General features: G+C 63.4%; 17 protein-coding genes. 10 read left to right on the top strand and 7 right to left on the bottom strand.

The genetic code is table 11. From position 1 onward, the window contains the following. Positions 1-16 precede the first annotated feature (16 nt). Positions 17-1,255, top strand: a complete 1,239-nt coding sequence (gene kynU / locus LDP01_RS03360) for a kynureninase (RefSeq protein ID WP_224090179.1) — start codon at positions 17-19, stop codon at positions 1,253-1,255. Further along, positions 1,252-2,109 (top strand): PaaX family transcriptional regulator, encoded by an 858-nt coding sequence (locus tag LDP01_RS03355; RefSeq protein WP_527249053.1) that lies wholly within the window; start codon positions 1,252-1,254, stop codon positions 2,107-2,109. Before kynU ends, LDP01_RS03355 begins: the two co-directional genes overlap by 4 nt. A gap of 42 nt (positions 2,110-2,151) precedes the next feature. Here the strand turns inward: LDP01_RS03355 and LDP01_RS03350 are convergent, their stop codons facing one another. Continuing rightward, positions 2,152-2,883, bottom strand: coding sequence for a GntR family transcriptional regulator (locus tag LDP01_RS03350; protein WP_224091008.1), 732 nt, complete (start codon positions 2,881-2,883; stop codon positions 2,152-2,154). Between the two features lie 112 nt (positions 2,884-2,995). Between LDP01_RS03350 and LDP01_RS03345 the strand changes: the two genes are divergently transcribed. The 7 genes from LDP01_RS03345 (at position 2,996) to LDP01_RS03315 (ending at position 10,320) form a co-directional block, all read left to right on the top strand. Next, the gene (locus LDP01_RS03345; RefSeq protein WP_224090176.1) at positions 2,996-4,429 is read left to right on the top strand and encodes a sugar porter family MFS transporter; all 1,434 of its coding nucleotides are present in this window, start codon (positions 2,996-2,998) and stop codon (positions 4,427-4,429) included. A gap of 8 nt (positions 4,430-4,437) precedes the next feature. Next, positions 4,438-5,343, top strand: a complete 906-nt coding sequence (locus LDP01_RS03340) for an N-acetylglucosamine kinase (protein WP_224091007.1) — start codon at positions 4,438-4,440, stop codon at positions 5,341-5,343. Positions 5,344-5,383: 40 nt separating this feature from the next. Continuing rightward, positions 5,384-6,463 carry an SIS domain-containing protein gene (locus LDP01_RS03335; protein ID WP_224090175.1) on the top strand — a complete coding sequence of 360 codons (1,080 nt, stop codon included), beginning with the start codon at positions 5,384-5,386 and terminating at the stop codon, positions 6,461-6,463. A 109-nt stretch (positions 6,464-6,572) separates the two neighbouring features. Further along, positions 6,573-7,760 (top strand): LolA family protein, encoded by a 1,188-nt coding sequence (locus LDP01_RS03330; protein WP_224090173.1) that lies wholly within the window; start codon positions 6,573-6,575, stop codon positions 7,758-7,760. A 52-nt stretch (positions 7,761-7,812) separates the two neighbouring features. Continuing rightward, positions 7,813-8,787, top strand: a complete 975-nt coding sequence (locus tag LDP01_RS03325; RefSeq protein WP_527249052.1) for an ATP-binding cassette domain-containing protein — start codon at positions 7,813-7,815, stop codon at positions 8,785-8,787. Between the two features lie 76 nt (positions 8,788-8,863). After that, positions 8,864-9,679 (top strand): ABC transporter permease, encoded by an 816-nt coding sequence (locus LDP01_RS03320; RefSeq protein WP_224090171.1) that lies wholly within the window; start codon positions 8,864-8,866, stop codon positions 9,677-9,679. Between the two features lie 20 nt (positions 9,680-9,699). Further along, on the top strand, positions 9,700-10,320 hold the full coding sequence (locus LDP01_RS03315) for an L-threonylcarbamoyladenylate synthase (protein ID WP_216925826.1): 621 nt from the start codon (positions 9,700-9,702) through the stop codon (positions 10,318-10,320). Between the two features lie 26 nt (positions 10,321-10,346). Here LDP01_RS03315 and LDP01_RS03310 read toward each other — a convergent pair whose 3' ends face one another. The 3 genes from LDP01_RS03310 to ligD are packed head-to-tail and all read right to left on the bottom strand — an operon-like array spanning position 10,347 to position 12,511. Next, a complete protein-coding gene (locus LDP01_RS03310; protein ID WP_224090170.1) occupies positions 10,347-11,258 on the bottom strand; it encodes a serine hydrolase domain-containing protein in 912 nt (303 codons plus the stop codon). Continuing rightward, positions 11,245-11,427, bottom strand: coding sequence for a hypothetical protein (locus LDP01_RS03305; RefSeq protein WP_224091206.1), 183 nt, complete (start codon positions 11,425-11,427; stop codon positions 11,245-11,247). Before LDP01_RS03305 ends, LDP01_RS03310 begins: the two co-directional genes overlap by 14 nt. Before the next feature lie 58 nt (positions 11,428-11,485). After that, positions 11,486-12,511, bottom strand: coding sequence for a non-homologous end-joining DNA ligase (ligD, locus tag LDP01_RS03300; protein WP_224090169.1), 1,026 nt, complete (start codon positions 12,509-12,511; stop codon positions 11,486-11,488). A gap of 112 nt (positions 12,512-12,623) precedes the next feature. On the opposite strand from ligD, the gene LDP01_RS03295 reads away from it, so the two are divergent. After that, positions 12,624-13,289 (top strand): alpha/beta hydrolase family protein, encoded by a 666-nt coding sequence (locus tag LDP01_RS03295; RefSeq protein WP_224090168.1) that lies wholly within the window; start codon positions 12,624-12,626, stop codon positions 13,287-13,289. A gap of 4 nt (positions 13,290-13,293) precedes the next feature. On the opposite strand, the gene LDP01_RS03290 is transcribed toward LDP01_RS03295, so the two are convergent. The 3 genes from LDP01_RS03290 to LDP01_RS03280 form a co-directional block, all read right to left on the bottom strand. Further along, positions 13,294-15,378 (bottom strand): elongation factor G-like protein EF-G2, encoded by a 2,085-nt coding sequence (locus LDP01_RS03290; RefSeq protein WP_224090167.1) that lies wholly within the window; start codon positions 15,376-15,378, stop codon positions 13,294-13,296. Between the two features lie 144 nt (positions 15,379-15,522). After that, a complete protein-coding gene (locus LDP01_RS03285) occupies positions 15,523-16,281 on the bottom strand; it encodes a M50 family metallopeptidase (RefSeq protein ID WP_224090166.1) in 759 nt (252 codons plus the stop codon). Beyond that, on the bottom strand, positions 16,278-16,895 hold the full coding sequence (locus LDP01_RS03280; protein ID WP_224090165.1) for a TetR/AcrR family transcriptional regulator C-terminal domain-containing protein: 618 nt from the start codon (positions 16,893-16,895) through the stop codon (positions 16,278-16,280). The genes LDP01_RS03285 and LDP01_RS03280 overlap by 4 nt, the downstream gene beginning before the upstream one ends. Between the last annotated feature and the right edge of the window lie 6 nt (positions 16,896-16,901).

The following is a 16,901-nucleotide window of genomic DNA, read 5'->3' as shown; positions in this document are numbered from 1 at the left end:
TCCCAAGGAGGGAACCATGACTACTGCCCAGCAGACCCAACGGCCAACGTCGGCCGAGCTGGACGCCGCAGATCCTCTCGCCGCCCAGCGTGAGGCCTTCTACACGCCCGACGCCGGCCAGCTCACCGCTTATCTCGACGGCAACTCGCTCGGACGTCCGCTGAAGGCAACCGCAGCGAACCTCCAATCCTTCGTCCATGATGCCTGGGGCAGCCGGCTGATCCGCGGCTGGGACGAACAGTGGATGGATGAGCCTACACGCGTGGGCGACCGCATCGGCGAAGTGACTCTTGGTGCCGCTCCCGGGCAGGTCACCGTGGGCGACTCCACCTCGGTCATGCTGTACAAGCTGATCCGGGCAGCGGTAGATGCCCAGCCTGGCCGTGACGAGATCATCATTGACAGGGACAACTTTCCCACGGACCGCTTCATCATCGAAGGGATCGCCAAGGAACGCGGGGCAAGCATCAAATGGATCGCCACCAACCCCGCAAGCGGCGTTCGTGCGGCGGACCTTGACGGGCTCCTTGGCGAGCGGACCGCCGTCGTGGTTCTTAGCCATGTGGCCTACCGCTCCGGGTTCCTTGCAGACGCGAAGGCAATCACCGGCAAGGTGCATGCCGCAGGTGCCCTCATGCTCTGGGACCTGTGCCATTCCGTAGGTTCCGTGCCGTTGGACCTTGATGCCTGGGACGTCGACCTGGCCGTTGGCTGCACCTACAAGTACCTCAACGGTGGTCCGGGCTCCCCCGCATTCGCGTATGTCAACGCCTCGCGGCAGAACCTTCTCCAGCAGCCCATCTGGGGGTGGATGGGTGCCGACAATCCATTCGGCATGACGGATTCATACCGTCCCGCCGCGGGAATCCGGCGGTTCATCACGGGTACTCCTCCTGTTCTTGCCATGCAGCCGATCAAGGACATGGTGGAGCTGATCGCCTCTGTGGGCATGGATTCGGTCCGGGAGAAGTCGGTCAAACTCACGGAGTACGCGATCGCCCTCGCGGACGAGCTCCTGGTTCCACTTGGAGTAGAAATCGTGAGCCCCCGCGACGCTGCCGAGCGTGGCTCGCATGTCACGGTGGACCACCCACTGTTTGCCGATGTGACGGCGAAACTGTGGGAGCGGGGCGTCATTCCAGATTTCCGTCCCCCGCATGGCCTGCGCATCGGGTTGTCTCCCTTGAGCACGAGCTACGCCGAGGTTGAGCTGGGAGTGAAAGCTATCCGCGACGCCCTCGCCGAACTGCTGTGAGTGCCGTTCTTGACGATATGGACTCCCGTCCCGGGAGTACCACGTCGTTGCTGCGAACCGTCATCGGCTTGTACCTGCGGGAAGCGGGCGGTTGGATGTCGGCCAAGGACATCGTCGTCCTCATGGAAGCCCTTGGCACGTCCGGCACAGTGACCCGGACGGCCCTGGGCCGCCTGCGGAAGAAGGACGTTGTCCTTCAGGAGACGCGCGACGGGATCCCCGGTTTCACGCTGACCGAAGGAGCCGCATCCATGCTGGCCCGCGGCGACCGCAGGATTTACAACCCCACCAGCATGTCACCGTCCGATCCGTGGTGCCTCGTCTCCTTTTCGATTCCGGAGACGGAACGGGAGAAGCGTCATCAGTTGCGGCGCAGGCTCCACTGGATTGGCTGCGGGACGGTGGCCGCCGGCCTGTGGATCTGCCCGGATACCCTTCGCGGCGAGGTGGAGGAAATCCTCGCCGACCTCGAACTCCGGGGAATGGCCACCCTCTTCGTGACGGAAACCCCGCTGGTGGGCGGTAGCCTGGAGGATGCCGCCTCGAAGTGGTGGGATCTGGACGCGGTAGCGGAACTCTATAAGGATTTCATCCGCGAGCACGGGTCTGCCGTGCCCGCCCAAGACGGCGACGGCATCGATGCCGGCGCCTTTGCCAGGTATGTCCAATGCATTGACCGCTGGCGGATCATCCCCTACCTCGACCCCGGGCTGCCCGGGACATTCCTGCCCGAAGACTGGCCCGGGGCCCAAGGAACTGCGTTGTTCAAGCAGATTATGGACGCCTACGCACAACCAAGTGCGGACTTCGTGCGCCGCACCTTGCAGGGAAGTACCGCGGTTACTGTTTCCTAGCGGCCACTCCGCGCCAGCTCCCCCGACGGCGAATTGGCCATCTCAGGCGCCCGACTTCACCCGGGAGACGAAGCGGAACCGGTCGCCACGGAACGTGCTGCGCGTCCATTCGACAGGGACCCCTGCAGCATCCCGCGCCAGGCGGTGGACCACCAGCAACGGCGCCCCCATTTCGATCCCGAGCAGCCGGACGTCCTCCGGTCCAGCCAGTGCTGTCTCCACGGTGTCCTCGACGTCGGAGATATGGATGCCGTAAATGTCGGCCAGGGCCGCATAGAGAGAACCGGCCTTTTCCAGGTTTGCCTTGAAGCGTGGCAGCTTGCCCGGTAGGTAAGCCACCTCGTGGGCCAGGGGTTCGCCGTCGATCAAGCGAATTCGCTCAAGGCGTGTGACGCCATCGCCAGGATCGATTCCCAAATGCGCTGCGACGTCGACGTCCGCCTTGGCCACGGCCAGGGACAGGAGGTTGGAGTCAGGCCGCAGGCCTTGGTTCCTTGCGTCGTCGGAGAAGGACGTGAGCTGCCGCACGTGGGTCATCTTTGGCGGCGCCACAAAGGTGCCATGGCCCTGGATACGGCCCAGTTTCCCCTCCGCGACGAGCTCGCTGATCGCTTGCCGAACGGTGGTGCGGGACGTCTTGTACTTCTCCGCCAGAGCCCGTTCCGTGGGGATGAGGGTGCCCGGCTGGAGTCCGGCGATCGAGGCAAGCAGCTCGGTCTTGAGGACGTAGTACTTGGGCATTGCCGCCGCGACATCTGTGGACATATTGGACATCCTACTTGTAGACAAGGTGATTGGTCTATGCCAATCTAGTGCAGGTTGGTCTAAACCAATTTTGGAGAATCTCCGCTAAACCCCTACTTTTCCACAGATTCAAGGGACAAAGATGTCGATCCTGCAAGACCTACGGCAAACACCCAAGCTCGGGCTCCTGGTGGGCGGCGCCGCCGCCACCATCGGCGTGATTTACGGCTACGACATGTCCAACATTGCCGGCGCCCTGCTGTTCATCACCAAGCAGTTCAGCCTCACCACATCCCAGCAGGAACTTGTGACCACCGCAGTGGTTGCGGGAGAGGTGCTGGGAGCCCTGGTGGGTGGCTGGCTATCCAACCGCGTGGGCCGCAAGGCGTGCATGGTGGGCCTGGCGATCGGATACGCGCTCTTCGCAGTGCTCAGCGCCATGTCCAACGATGTGCCGACACTGCTCATTGCCCGACTACTGCTGGGCCTCACCATCGGCATCTCCGTGGTGGTGGTTCCCGTGTTCGTCGCGGAGTCGGCGCCAGCGAAGGTCCGCGGCGCCCTGCTGGTTGCGTACCAGGTGGCCACCGTCTTCGGCATCATCGTTGGCTACCTGGCGGCCTACGCCCTGGCAGGCACTGGCTCATGGCGGTGGATGCTTGGCCTTGCAGCGATCCCGGCAATCCTTGTGCTCGCCATGGTGGTCAAGCTGCCGGACACTGCCCGGTGGTACATGATGCGGGGCAGGACGGCGGAAGCCAGGCGGACCCTGTCCGCTATTGAGCCCGGGAAGGACGTGGACGCCGAGTTGGCAGAGATGCAGCGGGCCATCAGCGAAGAACGCGGCGGCGGCGTGCGCGAAATGCTGGGCGTTCCCTACCTCCGCGCAACGGTGTTCGTGGTTGGCCTGGGCTTCTTCATCCAAATCACCGGCATCAATGCCGTGGTCTACTACAGCCCCAGGATCTTTGAAGCCATGGGCTTCAGCGGCAATGCAGCGCTCCTGTTGCTTCCCGCGGCAGTGCAGGTTGCCTCGCTCGTCGCTGTCTTTGTTTCGCTGTCATTGGTGGACCGTCTGGGCCGCCGCCCGGTGTTGTTGACGGGCATAGGCATGATGGTGGTGGCCAATGTCCTGTTGGTAGGTGTCTTCATGGCCGGCCAGGACTTCGGCGGCCTGCTCACCGTCCTTGGCTTCCTGGGCGTTCTTCTTTTCACGGTCGGCTTCACGTTCGGGTTCGGTGCACTGGTGTGGGTATACGCCGGCGAGAGCTTCCCCTCCCGGCTCCGCTCGCTTGGTGCAAGCGCGATGCTGACCTCCGATCTGGTGGCAAATGTCCTGGTGGCAGCGTTCTTCCTGACCATGCTCCAGCGGTTGGGTGGTGCAGGCACCTTCGCAGTGTTCGGTGTTCTGGCTATCCTCGGCTTTATGTTTGTCCGCAAGTTCGCTCCCGAGACGAAGGGCCGCCCCTTGGAGGAAATACAGCAGTACTGGGAAAACGGTGGGAAGTGGCCGGAGGCCGATGCGGCCGGACACATCCCCGTACAGGAAGACACCGAACCGGCGGTTGTCCGGTGACGCCGGCGGTGTTGGGCCTTCATATTGGAGGTTCCAAGACACATGCTGTCCGTTCGGAGCTGGATTCGGACCCAGGCCAGGGCACGGACCCAAGCAATGAGGCACCTCTCGAGATCACCGAGGCGAGCGCCAACCTGTCCTCAGTGGGTCACCAGGGAGCAGACGCCGTGTTGCGGCGGATCGCGGCGGCTGTCGGTGACGGTGTCCAGGCGGTTTGCGCCGGTGCCGCAGGGGCTGATACGCCTGCCAGCAGGGCAGTCCTGAGTGCTTTGCTGACCGAGCGCTTTCCGGGTGCCAGGATCGAGGTGGTCCATGACACCCGCATCGTCCTCGCCGCAGCAGACCTCGACGCCGGAGCGGTCCTGGTCGCAGGCACCGGCTCGGTAGCTTGGGGCCGGAACCGGGAGGGACGGGAGGCGCGCAGCGGAGGCTACGGCTATTTGCTCGGCGATGAAGGCGGAGGGTACTCCGTGGTTCGTGACGCGGTCCGGGAGGCCCTGCGCGAGTACTACGCGGGGCTGGAACCCGGCACGATGGTCAGCGCCCTTTTGGCTGCGACGGCGAGCGCGGACGCGCTGCAGCTCATGGATCTTTTCTATGCCAAGCCAGAGCCGGACCATTGGGCTGGCCTTGCACCGTTGGTCCTGGATCTTGCGGTTGAGGGTGATCCCGCTGCGTTAAGGATTCAAGCCGAAGCCGCGCATTCCCTGGCCACGTTGGCCAGGCAAGTACTGGGCGAGCTTGGATTGGACCTGCCTTTGGTGATGGCTGGTGGTCTCCTGGTCAATCAAGAACAACTGGCAGGCGCTGTTGCCCGCAAGGTTGCCTTGGAGGATCCCTCACTGATCAGGATCCTGGGCCAAGCCCCGGTGCACGGCGCGGTAAAGCTGGCCCGGCAATTGATCGCTCCCTGACTCCCAGAGATTTTGTCCCTTCGAAAAACAGACAGGAACCATGACCATCACTCCTACCTCCCCAGGCGTCCCGCACTCTGTTCCGGCCACTCCAGGTGCCAAGATGGCCCATGAGATCAGCGAGCAGCCCCACGTACTCGCCGGACTCCTGGATTCGGGCCGCAAGCAGTTCGTTGCCGTGGCGGACATCATCAAGAGGACGTCCCCGCGGTTTGTCCTGCTTGCCGCCCGCGGCACGAGTGACCACGCGGCGTTGTATGCGAAGTACCTCATTGAAATCAGTCTGGGATTGCCGGTTGGCCTTGCCTCGCCGTCGACCCTTACTGCGTATGGAGCCACGCCCCAACTGGAAGGTGTGCTGTGGTTGGCGGTAAGCCAGTCCGGCGGTTCACCGGACCTGGTGGAGTCGACGGCGGCAGCCCGCCGTCTTGGCGCCCTCACCGTGGCGGTGACCAACTCTCCAGGGTCCCCGTTGGCCGGGGCTGCGCAACATCACGTGGATATCCTGGCCGGGAGCGAAACTGCGGTGGCGGCTACCAAGAGCTACACGGCACAGCTTCTGGCTCTGTGGTTGTTGGTGGATGCGTGGCGTGGTGGAACGTCCACCAACGCGGCGGGCATTCCTGACTGGGCCGCTTCGGTGCTGGCTGACGATGCCGTGTTGGACGTGGCCGGCAGTTACCGCTTTGCCGAGCGCATCATCACTACGGGTCGCGGCTATTCCTATCCCACTGCGAGGGAGGGTGCCTTGAAGCTCATGGAAACTTCCTACCTTCCCGCGCAGGCATTCTCTGGCGCAGACCTCCTGCATGGACCGTTTGCGATGATCGACTCCCAGCATCCTGTGATTGCCGTTGTACCGGAGGGAATCGGGGGAACGGCCATGCGCCCGGTCCTGGAGAGGCTCGCAGAACGGGGTGCCCACGTGTGCGTGGTGGGTGACCTCTCTGCCGCCCTTCCGGGTAGTTTGGTTGTTCCTTTGCCTGCGGGCGTTCCGGAGGAGCTTTCTCCTATCCTGCAGATCCTGCCGCTCCAGCGGCTGGCCTTGCAGTTGTCGGTGGAACGCGGCAACGATCCGGATGCTCCGCGTGGCCTGATGAAGGTGACTGAGACCTGGTAGACGCCGTTGCGTGCGCGGCTGGATGTGCACACTGCATCCAGCCGTGCATCCAGCCGCGCACCGATGATCCGCACAGGTAACCGGAGTAGTCTGGATTCATGCCTCTCACGTGTGGTGGTCGGTAGTCATGGCGCGGGCCAGGCAGCGGTGGCTGCCAGCTCTCCTGGTTCCCCTTGCACTGGCGTTGGCGGCGCTCATCGGCTCCGTCCAGGCTGGCGCGAGTGTTTCCCTGCCGCCCAAAACAGCGGACGAGATCCTGGCCATGATCGCCCGTACCGAGGTGCGCGCTTTATCCGGCACTGTGGTGCAAACCGCTGATTTGGGTCTGCCTGAGATTCCCACTGCTGGCCCGGGAATCGTACCTGGGGCCACCTCGGCACTTGAACTGCTCACAGGTTCGCACACCGCCCGCATTTATCTGGACGGACCCTCCAAAGCCAAGCTGCAGATCCTGGACAGGATGGCCGAGCGTGACTTTGTGGTCAACGGCGGCGATGCCTGGTTCTACAATTCCGCTGACAACAGCGCTACGCATCTGAGCGTCCCTGTGCCCTCATTGGCAGACCGGGGAAAGTCCCTTCCGACTGAATCAACGCGTCCTGACATTCCCACTCCGGAGGCAATGGCACGTCACTTCCTGTCAGCCATCGATTCCAGCACTGAGGTAACGGTGGGCGAAGCTTCCACCGTTGCGGGTCGAAGCGCTTACCGGTTGAGCCTGGTGCCGCGCAGTGACGGGACACTGGTTGATTCTTTGTCGATCAACGTCGACTCCGAAACTGGATTGCCGCTGGGCGTCGAGGTTCGCGCGAAGGGCCAGCCGGAGCCTGCTTATTCACTTGCCTATACCGAGGTGAACTTCTCCACACCTGACGCGGCCTTGTTTAACTTCACTCCTCCGGCCGGTGCAACTGTCACGGAGAAGCCGGTCCCCATGAAGCCGGTCCCCATGAAGCCAATGCCGCCGGAGATGGGAGATCCTGCCGTCCCGGCACCGGATGAGCCTGTTCCGACACCTGGGGGATCGTCCATTCCCGTGCTCCCCCGCCCCAGCAGCCCTTCAGTGACCGGCGAAGGGTGGGACACCGTGATCGGGTTGCCCGCTGGAACGGCCCCCGCTGATCTCACATCCAACCCGCAACTCGCCCAGGCCCTGCAACCCGTGAATGGCGGACGGGCGTTGACCACGGCCCCTGGTGAGCGTCCTCATTCTCGACGACGGCCGCGTGTATGCCGGCTTGGTGCCTTTGGACCGGCTCGAATCAGCCGCGAATGCCCAATGACCGGTGCACAATGATCGGTCTACAACCCAGGGCAACCTGTGAACAGCGCCCCATGATCGGCATCCTGTGACGGAGATCCGCGAAGCTGCTCCCGGCTCCCAACCGATGGACCTTGCGATAGAAACCCATGGCCTCGTGAAGCGCTTCGGGCACCGTTCCGCAGTGGATGGCATTGACCTCGCGGTCCCCCGCGGCGCGGTGTTCGGCTTCCTGGGGCCCAATGGGTCGGGAAAGACCACCACGATCCGCGTCTTACTTGGACTGGCTTCAGCGAACAGCGGCGAGATACGGGTGCTGGGCAAGGAGATGCCCCGGCAGTGGGCCTCGGTGTTGCCCGATGTAGGCGCGCTGGTGGAGGGGCCGGGGTTCTATCCGTTTCTTTCCGGTGCGGCCAATCTGCTGCGGCTGGATTCAGCGGACCGCCATGCATCCTCTTCCACCCGACGCCACCGCGTCAACGAAGCGTTGGACCGCGTTGGGCTGGGTCACGCCGCCGGAAAGAAAGTACGTGCCTACTCACTGGGCATGAAACAGCGCCTCGGGCTGGCCAACGCCATGCTCCGGCCGCGCGAACTGCTGGTGCTCGATGAACCAACGAACGGGCTGGACCCCCAAGGCACCCGGGAGGTTCGCAGCCTGGTGCGCTCCCTTGCCGCCGGCGGGACCACCGTCTTCGTTTCCAGCCACCTCCTGGCCGAGGTGGAACAAATGTGTACCCACGTGGGGGTGATGAGTGCCGGACGGCTGGTGGCCCAAGGACCGCTGGATGAACTGCGGTCTGCCGGGCAGGCGCACGTTCTGGTACGAACGCCCGACGTCGAACGTGCTGCCCGTGTCCTGGCCCGGCTGGGGCTGGTGCCCGGCGAAGCGCCTGGCCACGGGGTGATCCAGGGAAACGGACTGGACGGCGTTGAGCCCGAAGAGATCGTTGCAGCCTTGGTAGCCGACGGCGTACGGGTCCGGGGCTTCTCTGTGGAGAACGCAAGCCTGGAAGAGCGGTTCGTGTCCTTGACCGGAGAGGGGTTCGACGTTGTCGGCTGAAACTGGTGGCACTCTTGAGAGGGTTGGAAGGGCTGGAACAACCAGAGCTTCCAATGACAATGCTCTCCATACCGGGATGGGGTGGGCGTTGCTTGGCTCGGAGTTATCCGTGCTGTTTCGTCGCCTCCGCACCTGGGCCATGCTGGTGGCCCTCGCTGCCGTTCCCATCCTGATTGCCCTTGCCGTCAAGCTCTCGTCCCGGCCGGCGACACCTGGCCGCGGGCCACTGTTCCTGGATCGCATCACCCAGAACGGCCTCTTCGTTGCTGTGACAGCCCTCGTGGTGTGCGTCCCGCTGTTCCTCCCCCTCACCGTCGGCGTGGTGGCCGGAGACACCATCGCCGGAGAGGCCAACCTGGGAACTTTGCGGTATCTGCTCCTGGCACCGGCGGGGCGCATCCGTCTGCTCCCGGTCAAGTACACCGGGGCCGCTGCTTTCTGCTGTGCCGCGACGGCTACCGTGGCAGCGGCTGGGACCTTGGCCGGCGTCGTGTTCTTCCCGATCGGTCCTGTCACGCTGCTCTCCGGCGACACGATCGGGGTTGGCGAGTCAGTCCTGCGCTCCTTGCTGATCGCTGCCTACATCACGGTCTCGCTGCTGGGCCTGTCCGCGATCGGGCTGCTCATCTCGACCTTCACGGACGTACCCGTGGGCGCCATGGCCGCCACGATCGTCCTCTCGGTGGTATCGCAGGTACTGGACAACCTGCCACAACTGGAATGGCTGCATCCTTGGTTGTTCAGCCACCACTGGCTGGGCTTCGCCGACCTCCTGCGGCAGCCGGTTGTCTGGACATCGTTTGGCGAAAACGCGCTTCTCCAAGCGGGTTATATTGCCGTCTGCGGCGCGCTGGCCTACGGGAAGTTCACTACCAAAGACATCCTGTCCTAGCTTTGACGTAGGCTCTCTCCATGGCCAGATTCTTTGACGTCCACCCTGAAGATCCCCAACCACGCGCCATCGGCCAAGTGGTTAATATGCTGCAAAGCGGCGGGCTGATCGCCTACCCAACCGACTCCTGCTACGCCCTGGGCGCCCAGATCGGCAACAGGGAAGCCCTGGATCGCATCCGGACCATCCGGCAACTGGACGACAAACACCACTTCACCCTGGTCTGCAAGGACTTTGCCCAAATGGGGCAGTTCGTGATGATCGATAACGATGTTTTCCGCAGCATCAAGGCCGTCACGCCCGGCAGCTACACCTTCATCCTTCCGGCCACCCGCGAGGTTCCCAAGCGCCTGCTCCACCCGAAAAAGAAGACAGTGGGCGTACGCATCCCGGACCACAAGGTGGTCCAGGCACTCCTTGCGGAACTCGGTGAACCCTTGCTGTCCAGCACGCTTCTGCTGCCTGACCAGGAGGAGCCACTGACCCAGGGCTGGGAGATCAAGGAGCGGCTGGACAACGAAGTGGACGCAGTGATCGATTCCGGCGATACCGGTTCAGAGCCCACAACAGTGATCGACTTCTCCAGCGGCACGGCAGAGGTAGTGCGGCGCGGAACGGGCGATCCTTCACGGTTCGAATAGGGTCCCAGCCCTCCGTAGGAGCGGCGTCAGCGGAACTGGAAACGGCAGCTCGCGTTCAAAGCGACCTGGGCCAGCCCTGTCAGTTCCAAGGCGATGGCCGAGGGTTGCGTGGACAGGGGCAGCGGGGGGTACGCCAAGGAAATGGTGAGCTGACGGTTGCCATCAGCACTGCTGATCGAGATGGTGCCGTAGCCGGGTATGTCACCTGAATGGCCGTAATAGAGGCCGTTGGTGCACGTGTCGTGCCAGTGGTCCAGCCCCAGTCCGTAATCGGCGAAAACCGGGCCCTTCATCTCCACGAGACTCTCCGGTAGCAGCAGCCGCCCTTTGAGCAACGCTGCGTAGAAGGCATTGATGTCTGCCACGCTGGCGATCACGCCCTCTGAAGCCGGGCCGCCAGGCTGCGCGGAATGCGTGACGTCCACGGTTTTACCCCGCAGCACTGCATAACCATGGACCAACGCGGCCGGAAGGGGGCCCTCGTCCAACACCATGGTTGAATGCAAATTCAAGGGATCCAGGATGTCCGTTCGCAGCACGGTTCCCAGTGGAGCCCCCCGCAGCCGCTCCACCAAAAAGCCAAGGACCGCATAATCCGAAAGTCCGCTGGCATAGGGAGTCCCTGAGGTGTGGTCCAACAATTGCCGGACGGTCACTGGCTCTTGCCCCGGCGGCAGGAGGACGTCGATCCCCGGCAGGTATCTGGCGATCGGATCCTCAAGTACCAGCCGGCCTTCTTCCACCAGCTTCAACACGCAAACTGCCACCATGGTCCGCGTCAGCCCGCCCACCCGGATCGGATCATCCGCCTGCACGGGAGCACCTCCGTCAAGGCTCCTGACACCTGCCGCGTGCCTCCACACTTGTTGCCCGGCTCTGGCCTCCATCAGCACCGCCGGCGCACCGTTCTGGAGCATCTCCCGACTAAAGAGTTCCAAAGTTGCCTGCAGCTCGCGAAAGGCAGGTGTTACCGGTGGTGACTGTGATGTTGATGTCGGCGGCGGCGCAGGGACCGTGGGAGGGGCCGCCGTCGAGCTTGTCACTGGCGTCGACGGCAGCGGGTTGGGCCGCGGTTCGCCCGTGCAGCCAGCGAGGAACAGGCCGCATACAAGCGTTGCGGTCACAATGCCCCCGCGTGAACCTGGATGCACACCCGCTCCTGCGTTTACTCCTCCTGCTTGCGCGCCCGGCTGGGCTGCACCCGCATTGGCTCCCCCGGCATCTTGGGAAATTCCGGTGGGAACGGCATTTCGCCTTGGCCGTTCTTGACGTCGCGCTCCCACCATTGCAGCAGGACGTCGATGTCTCCGGGCTTGTCATGCATGGTTGCCCACGGGTCACCTGTTGTCTTCAGCCTGTCCGGGACAGTGGTGATGGTGTATTTGGCCGGATCGGAATTCTCCAGCTCTTCCCACGCCAACGGGCACGATACCTGTGCATTCGGCACGGCACGCGGGCTGTATGCGCCGGCGATCGTCCGGTCCCGGTTGGCCTGGTTGAAGTCCACGAAGATCCTGGTGCCGCGTTCTTCTTTCCACCATGCTGTAGTGACCTTCTCGGGCATCCGTCGCTCCAACTCCCGGCCGGCAGCGATCACCGCGTGGCGCACTTCCAGGAATTCATGCTTGGGGTGGATGGGCGCATACACATGCAGTCCCCTGTTGCCCGAGGTCTTGATGAAGGCCGTCAGCCCCGCTTCGTCCAACAACGCACGGAGTTCCTGCGCAGCCGGTATGGCGTCATCAAAGTCGGTTCCCGGCTGGGGATCGAGGTCGATTCGCAGCTGGTCGGGGTTATCGGGATCGTTGGCACGGGAAGCCCACGGGTGGAAAACGACCGTGTTCATTTGCGCTGCCCACACGGCGGCCGCGGGTTCATCGATCACCAACTGCGGATGCGTCCGTGCGCTCGGATAAGTCACCATGACCGAGCGGACGTAGTCCGGCGCACCCTTGGGAGGGTTCTTGGAGAAGAACATTTCGCCCTCGATGTTGCCCGAGTACCGCTGGAGACTGACGGGCCGGTTGCCGTTGGCCGCCACAAAAGCGTCCCCCACGTCCACCAGGTAGTTTGCCAGGTCCAGTTTCGTCAGCCCGGCCTCAGGCCACATGATGCGGCCTGGACTTGAAATCCGAACTTCTCGGCGGCCCTCGGGACCGGGCACGGAGACTGTTGCTGATTCGCTCGCCATGGCCACAAGCTACCCCGTCAAGGGTGTTCACGTCAGCATCCCGCGTTCCTTTTTTCGGGCGGCGGGGAGTATGCCTGACAGCTCCAAGGCCAAACTGCTTCATGATGGATACATGCCAAACACTGAAACCGCCCTGACTGTTGCCATGGGAGACACCAAGGTATCGGGAATCCACGTCCGTCCGGAGAAGTCGTTCGCCACCCTCGTAGTTGCCCACGGCGCCGGAGCAGGAAAGGAACACCCCTTCCTGCAGGGATTTGCCGAAGCGATGGCGGAGGAAGGCGTCAGTACGCTGCGCTTCAATTTTCCGTACCGGGAAGCCGGGCGACGCTTCCCTGACCGCCCGCCGGCAGCCATAGCCACGTGGCGCGCTGTCATGGAAAAGGCCGCGGAACTGGCAGGCGATGAACCGTTGTGGGCGGGGGGAAAATCCTTTGGCGGACGGATGGCCTCCATGGCCGTGGCTGAGGGAATGCCCGCGGGTGGCCTGGTGTATCTCGGTTATCCACTCCACGCGCCGGGCAAACCGGAGAAGCTCCGCGATGAACACCTCTACGGCATAACGGTGCCCATGCTGTTCCTCCAAGGCACCCGCGATACCTTCGCGACACCGGAACTCCTGGAGTCTGTGGTGGCCAGGATCGGCCCGACGGCGACTCTCCAGTGGAGCGAAAATGCAGACCATTCGTTCGTGGTCAAGGGCCTCAAGCGCAGTGCCGCCGAGATAGGTGCCTCGCTTGCACCCGCGGTGGCAGGATTCATGAGGGAAAACAGTTGAGGAACTACTTCGGCACCGGCTCGTGGCGCAGGTAGGATCTCCGGAAGCGGCCGGTGCCCGCTGTCAGGGCGCGAAGTTCCACGGCGTAGCGCCGAAGTTCCTGGTCAGGGACCTCGGCGGTGATCTCAGTGCCTTCGCCGTTGGCTGCCGTCGTGCCTGTCACCCGTCCCCTTCGGCCGGACAAATCACTCATCACTGCCCCGACATGTTCGTCCGGGACACTGACCACAACGGCTGACACGGGCTCAAGCAACTGGATTTTGGCCGTTGCCGCGGCTTCGCGGAGGGCCAAGGCGCCGGCGGCCTGGAAGGCTGCGTCCGAGGAATCCACACTGTGGGTTTTTCCGCCCACCAAGGTGACTTTGATATCCACCACGGGGAACCCGGCCGAAACGCCCTTCAGCATCTGGGAGCGGACGCCCTTTTCCACGGAAGTGACGAACGTACCGGGAATGACACCGCCCACCGTCTTGTCAGCGAATTCAAACCCCGCCCCGCGCGCCAGGGGCTCGACCTCGATGTCGCAGATAGCGAACTGCCCATGTCCGCCGGATTGCTTGACGTGCCGGCCGTGCCCGGCTGCCTTGCTGGCGAAGGTCTCCCGCAACGGTGTGATGACCTCCACGGTTTGAAGTTTGACGCCCTGGTTGCGCAGCCTGTCCAGGATCACCTCGGCATGCGCTTCACCCATGCACCACAGGATCAACTGGTGCGTGTCCTGGTTTCGTTCCACCCGAAGCGTCGGATCTGCCGCGACTACTTTTCCTATGCTTTTGGCCAGCGCGTCCTCGTCGCTACGGGACATTCCTTCGATCGCTATGGGCATCAGCGGTTCAGGCATGTTCCAGGTTTCGATCAGCAGCGGGGCGTCCTTGTCAGATACCGTGTCCCCGGTTTCCGCGTTTGCCAACTTGCTGAGGGCGCAAATGTCACCTGCGATGCACTGGGAGACAGCCTTCAGGCTTGATCCGACGGGTGAGTACAGATGCGTGACGCGTTCATCGCTGTCGTGGTCCTCGTGGCCCCTGTCAGCCAATCCCCTGCCGCCGATGTGGATGGCTGTATCTTCACGGAGGGTTCCGGAAAAAACACGGACCAGGCACACGCGGCCCAGGAACGGGTCCACAGTCGTCCGTACCACCTCGGCAGCCAGGCGTCCTGCGGGGTCGCAGTCCAGCGGTTTCAGGGACGAACCGTCGAGCTTCATCACCGGGGGTGCGGTTCGTTCCAGCGGCGACGGCAGCGCATCGATCATCAGCGCCATGAGCTCGGGAAGCCCCAAACCCGTTTCCGCCGAGGTAGCCATCACCGGGAAGAAGGAGCCTCTGCTCACAGCGGTCTCCAGGTCCTTGATGAGGTCCTCCAGCGGCAACTCTTCACCGCCCAGGTAGCGGTCCATCAACGTCTCGTCTTCGCTCTCGGCAATGATCCCTTCAATCAACGGACCGCGTGCTTCCTCCACGGCAGGATCATTGCTGCTTCCGTGGAGCACGCCTGCCAGTTCTCCCCCGGAAGGCAGGTACAGCGGGAGAACGGACTCGCCGAAGGCTTCCTGGCAACGCACGACGGCGGCGCTGAAGTCTGCGCGGGGGTGGTCCAGGCGGCTGACTACGACAGCCCTCGGCATGCGGATCTTCTCGCATTCACCCCACAAGGCGATGGTGGCGCCGTCGATGCCGTCCACGGCGGACACGACAAAGAGGGCCGCATCGGCGGCCCTCAACCCTGCTCGTAATTCCCCTGTGAAATCCGTGTACCCCGGAGTGTCGATCAGGTTCACCTTGACCTCGCCCACCAGTATCGGGGCCACAGACAAGGTGACGGACCTCTGCTGGTGGATGGCTGAAGGGTCTGAATCACTGACGGTGGTCCCCTCGGTGATCGAGCCCATCCTGGTGATGGCCCCGGTCGCCGCCAACAGCGCCTCTACCAGCATCGACTTCCCTGCACCTGAATGCCCCACGAGTGCCACGTTGCGTATCTTGGCAGGATCGCTTGCCGCCAGAGCCGTACCGTTCTCGCTTCGCCGGGACTCGGGTGTGCCGGGTCCGGCCGCCTTGGCCGTCTCCCGTGTGCCCTTCGCGGACATGAGCACCTCCTGGTGTCGTATCCAAGCTCGGAGTTCGAACGCGTCGAAAGGTTCGAACGTGTAAGAGGATTGGACACCCTGAGGCGACCACAGGGCAAGACCCAGTTGCGGACGAAGAGTCGCCGGCGAAGCGGCCAACGGGTACTAGGCCGGCACCATGCCCCACAACAACCATGCTGAGGTGACTGTGCTTCCTGTGATGACGACTGAGAATCCTGTCAGCCACAGGAATGACGGGACACCCGTAGTTTGGCCAAGGATGTAGGCGTCCGAGGCTGCGAGCCGGTCCCGGCGCCGTGTATGGACACCGGCAAGCTTGAAAAGGTCGCGCATGGCACCCACTGACAGGGCGATCCCCAGGGCCAGCACAGCGTAGTCAACGATGGTGGGCGATCCGAAGAAGACCAAAAGCTGGGCGATAGCTGCGCTGACCACCGCCACGAGGATCCCTGTCAGGTTGCGCAGGAAAATCAGGGAGACCAGCAGGATGAGGGCGCCTACAGACATTGCGGCCCCTGACCGGCCGGCGGCGAACGCAGCGATCAAGGCAAGTCCCACGACCGCGGGCGCGGGGTATCCCCAGAACCCTGACCAGGCCGCACCAAAGGGGCTCCGGCCGCTGCTGACGAGACGGCCCGAATGATCCAGTCCGATGCGGAGGCTGTGGACGAATCGCCCCGTCATGAGGGCGGCATAGGCGTGGCCCAGTTCATGGACGAAGGTGACGTAGAGACCGAACCATCGCCATGTGGCTCGAGGGATGCTCAAAATGGTTGCTGCGGCAAGAATCGCCACCAACGCAGATAGGGGCACGGCCGTCGTGTGGACGTCGGTGAAGCCACGGACCACAGCCGCCCACCAGGTTTGTAAAGGATTCACAGCGCCGTTCACAGCGCTGTTCACGGCACCGGGGAGTTGAGGCGTGAACGGAGCCCTGCTACCAGGATCTCCAAACCGAAATCGAAGGCTGCTTCACCCCGCTTGTCCGGCGGACCCGCGTGCGTTAACGCCTGGGTAAGGGCCGGGTAGCCGTCAACGGGAGGGGCCCACACGACGTCGGGAGCGGCCAGGTCCAACGCAAATCCCAAGGCAAAACTGTCGATCGTGGAGATGGCCGAAACCACATCCTGTCCCTGGAAACCGGCATTTTCGAGGGCGACCGCCAGACTCTCATAGAGAGCCAGCACCTGATCGTCCTGCACAGTTTGCAAGACCAGCAGGGGCGCCAGACGGGGGTGCCGGGCGAAGGCGTCGCGGTAGGCGCGGACGATGACCCTGAGGGCGTCCTCCCAGTCCTGCCCTTCATGGAGGGCGTAAGGGCTCTGGGCGATGATCCGTCCCCGCATCAGCTCCAGTATTTGTTCGCGGCCGCTGACATGGTTGTAGATGGACGATTGACTGACGCCGATCCTCTTGGCCAGTTTGGGCAGGCTGAAGTCCCCGGCCTCGTCCACCAGTTCCAAGGCGGCCGTGACGAGTGCGTCGATGGATATCAGCGGAACCAGCGGGCGTGGCATTCGGGT

The sequence above is a fragment of the Arthrobacter sp. StoSoilB13 genome (assembly GCF_019977255.1).
Taxonomy (GTDB): Bacteria; Actinomycetota; Actinomycetes; order Actinomycetales; family Micrococcaceae; genus Arthrobacter.
Note: the sequence above shows the minus strand (reverse complement) of the source record. Positions and strands in the feature narration are given on the sequence as shown.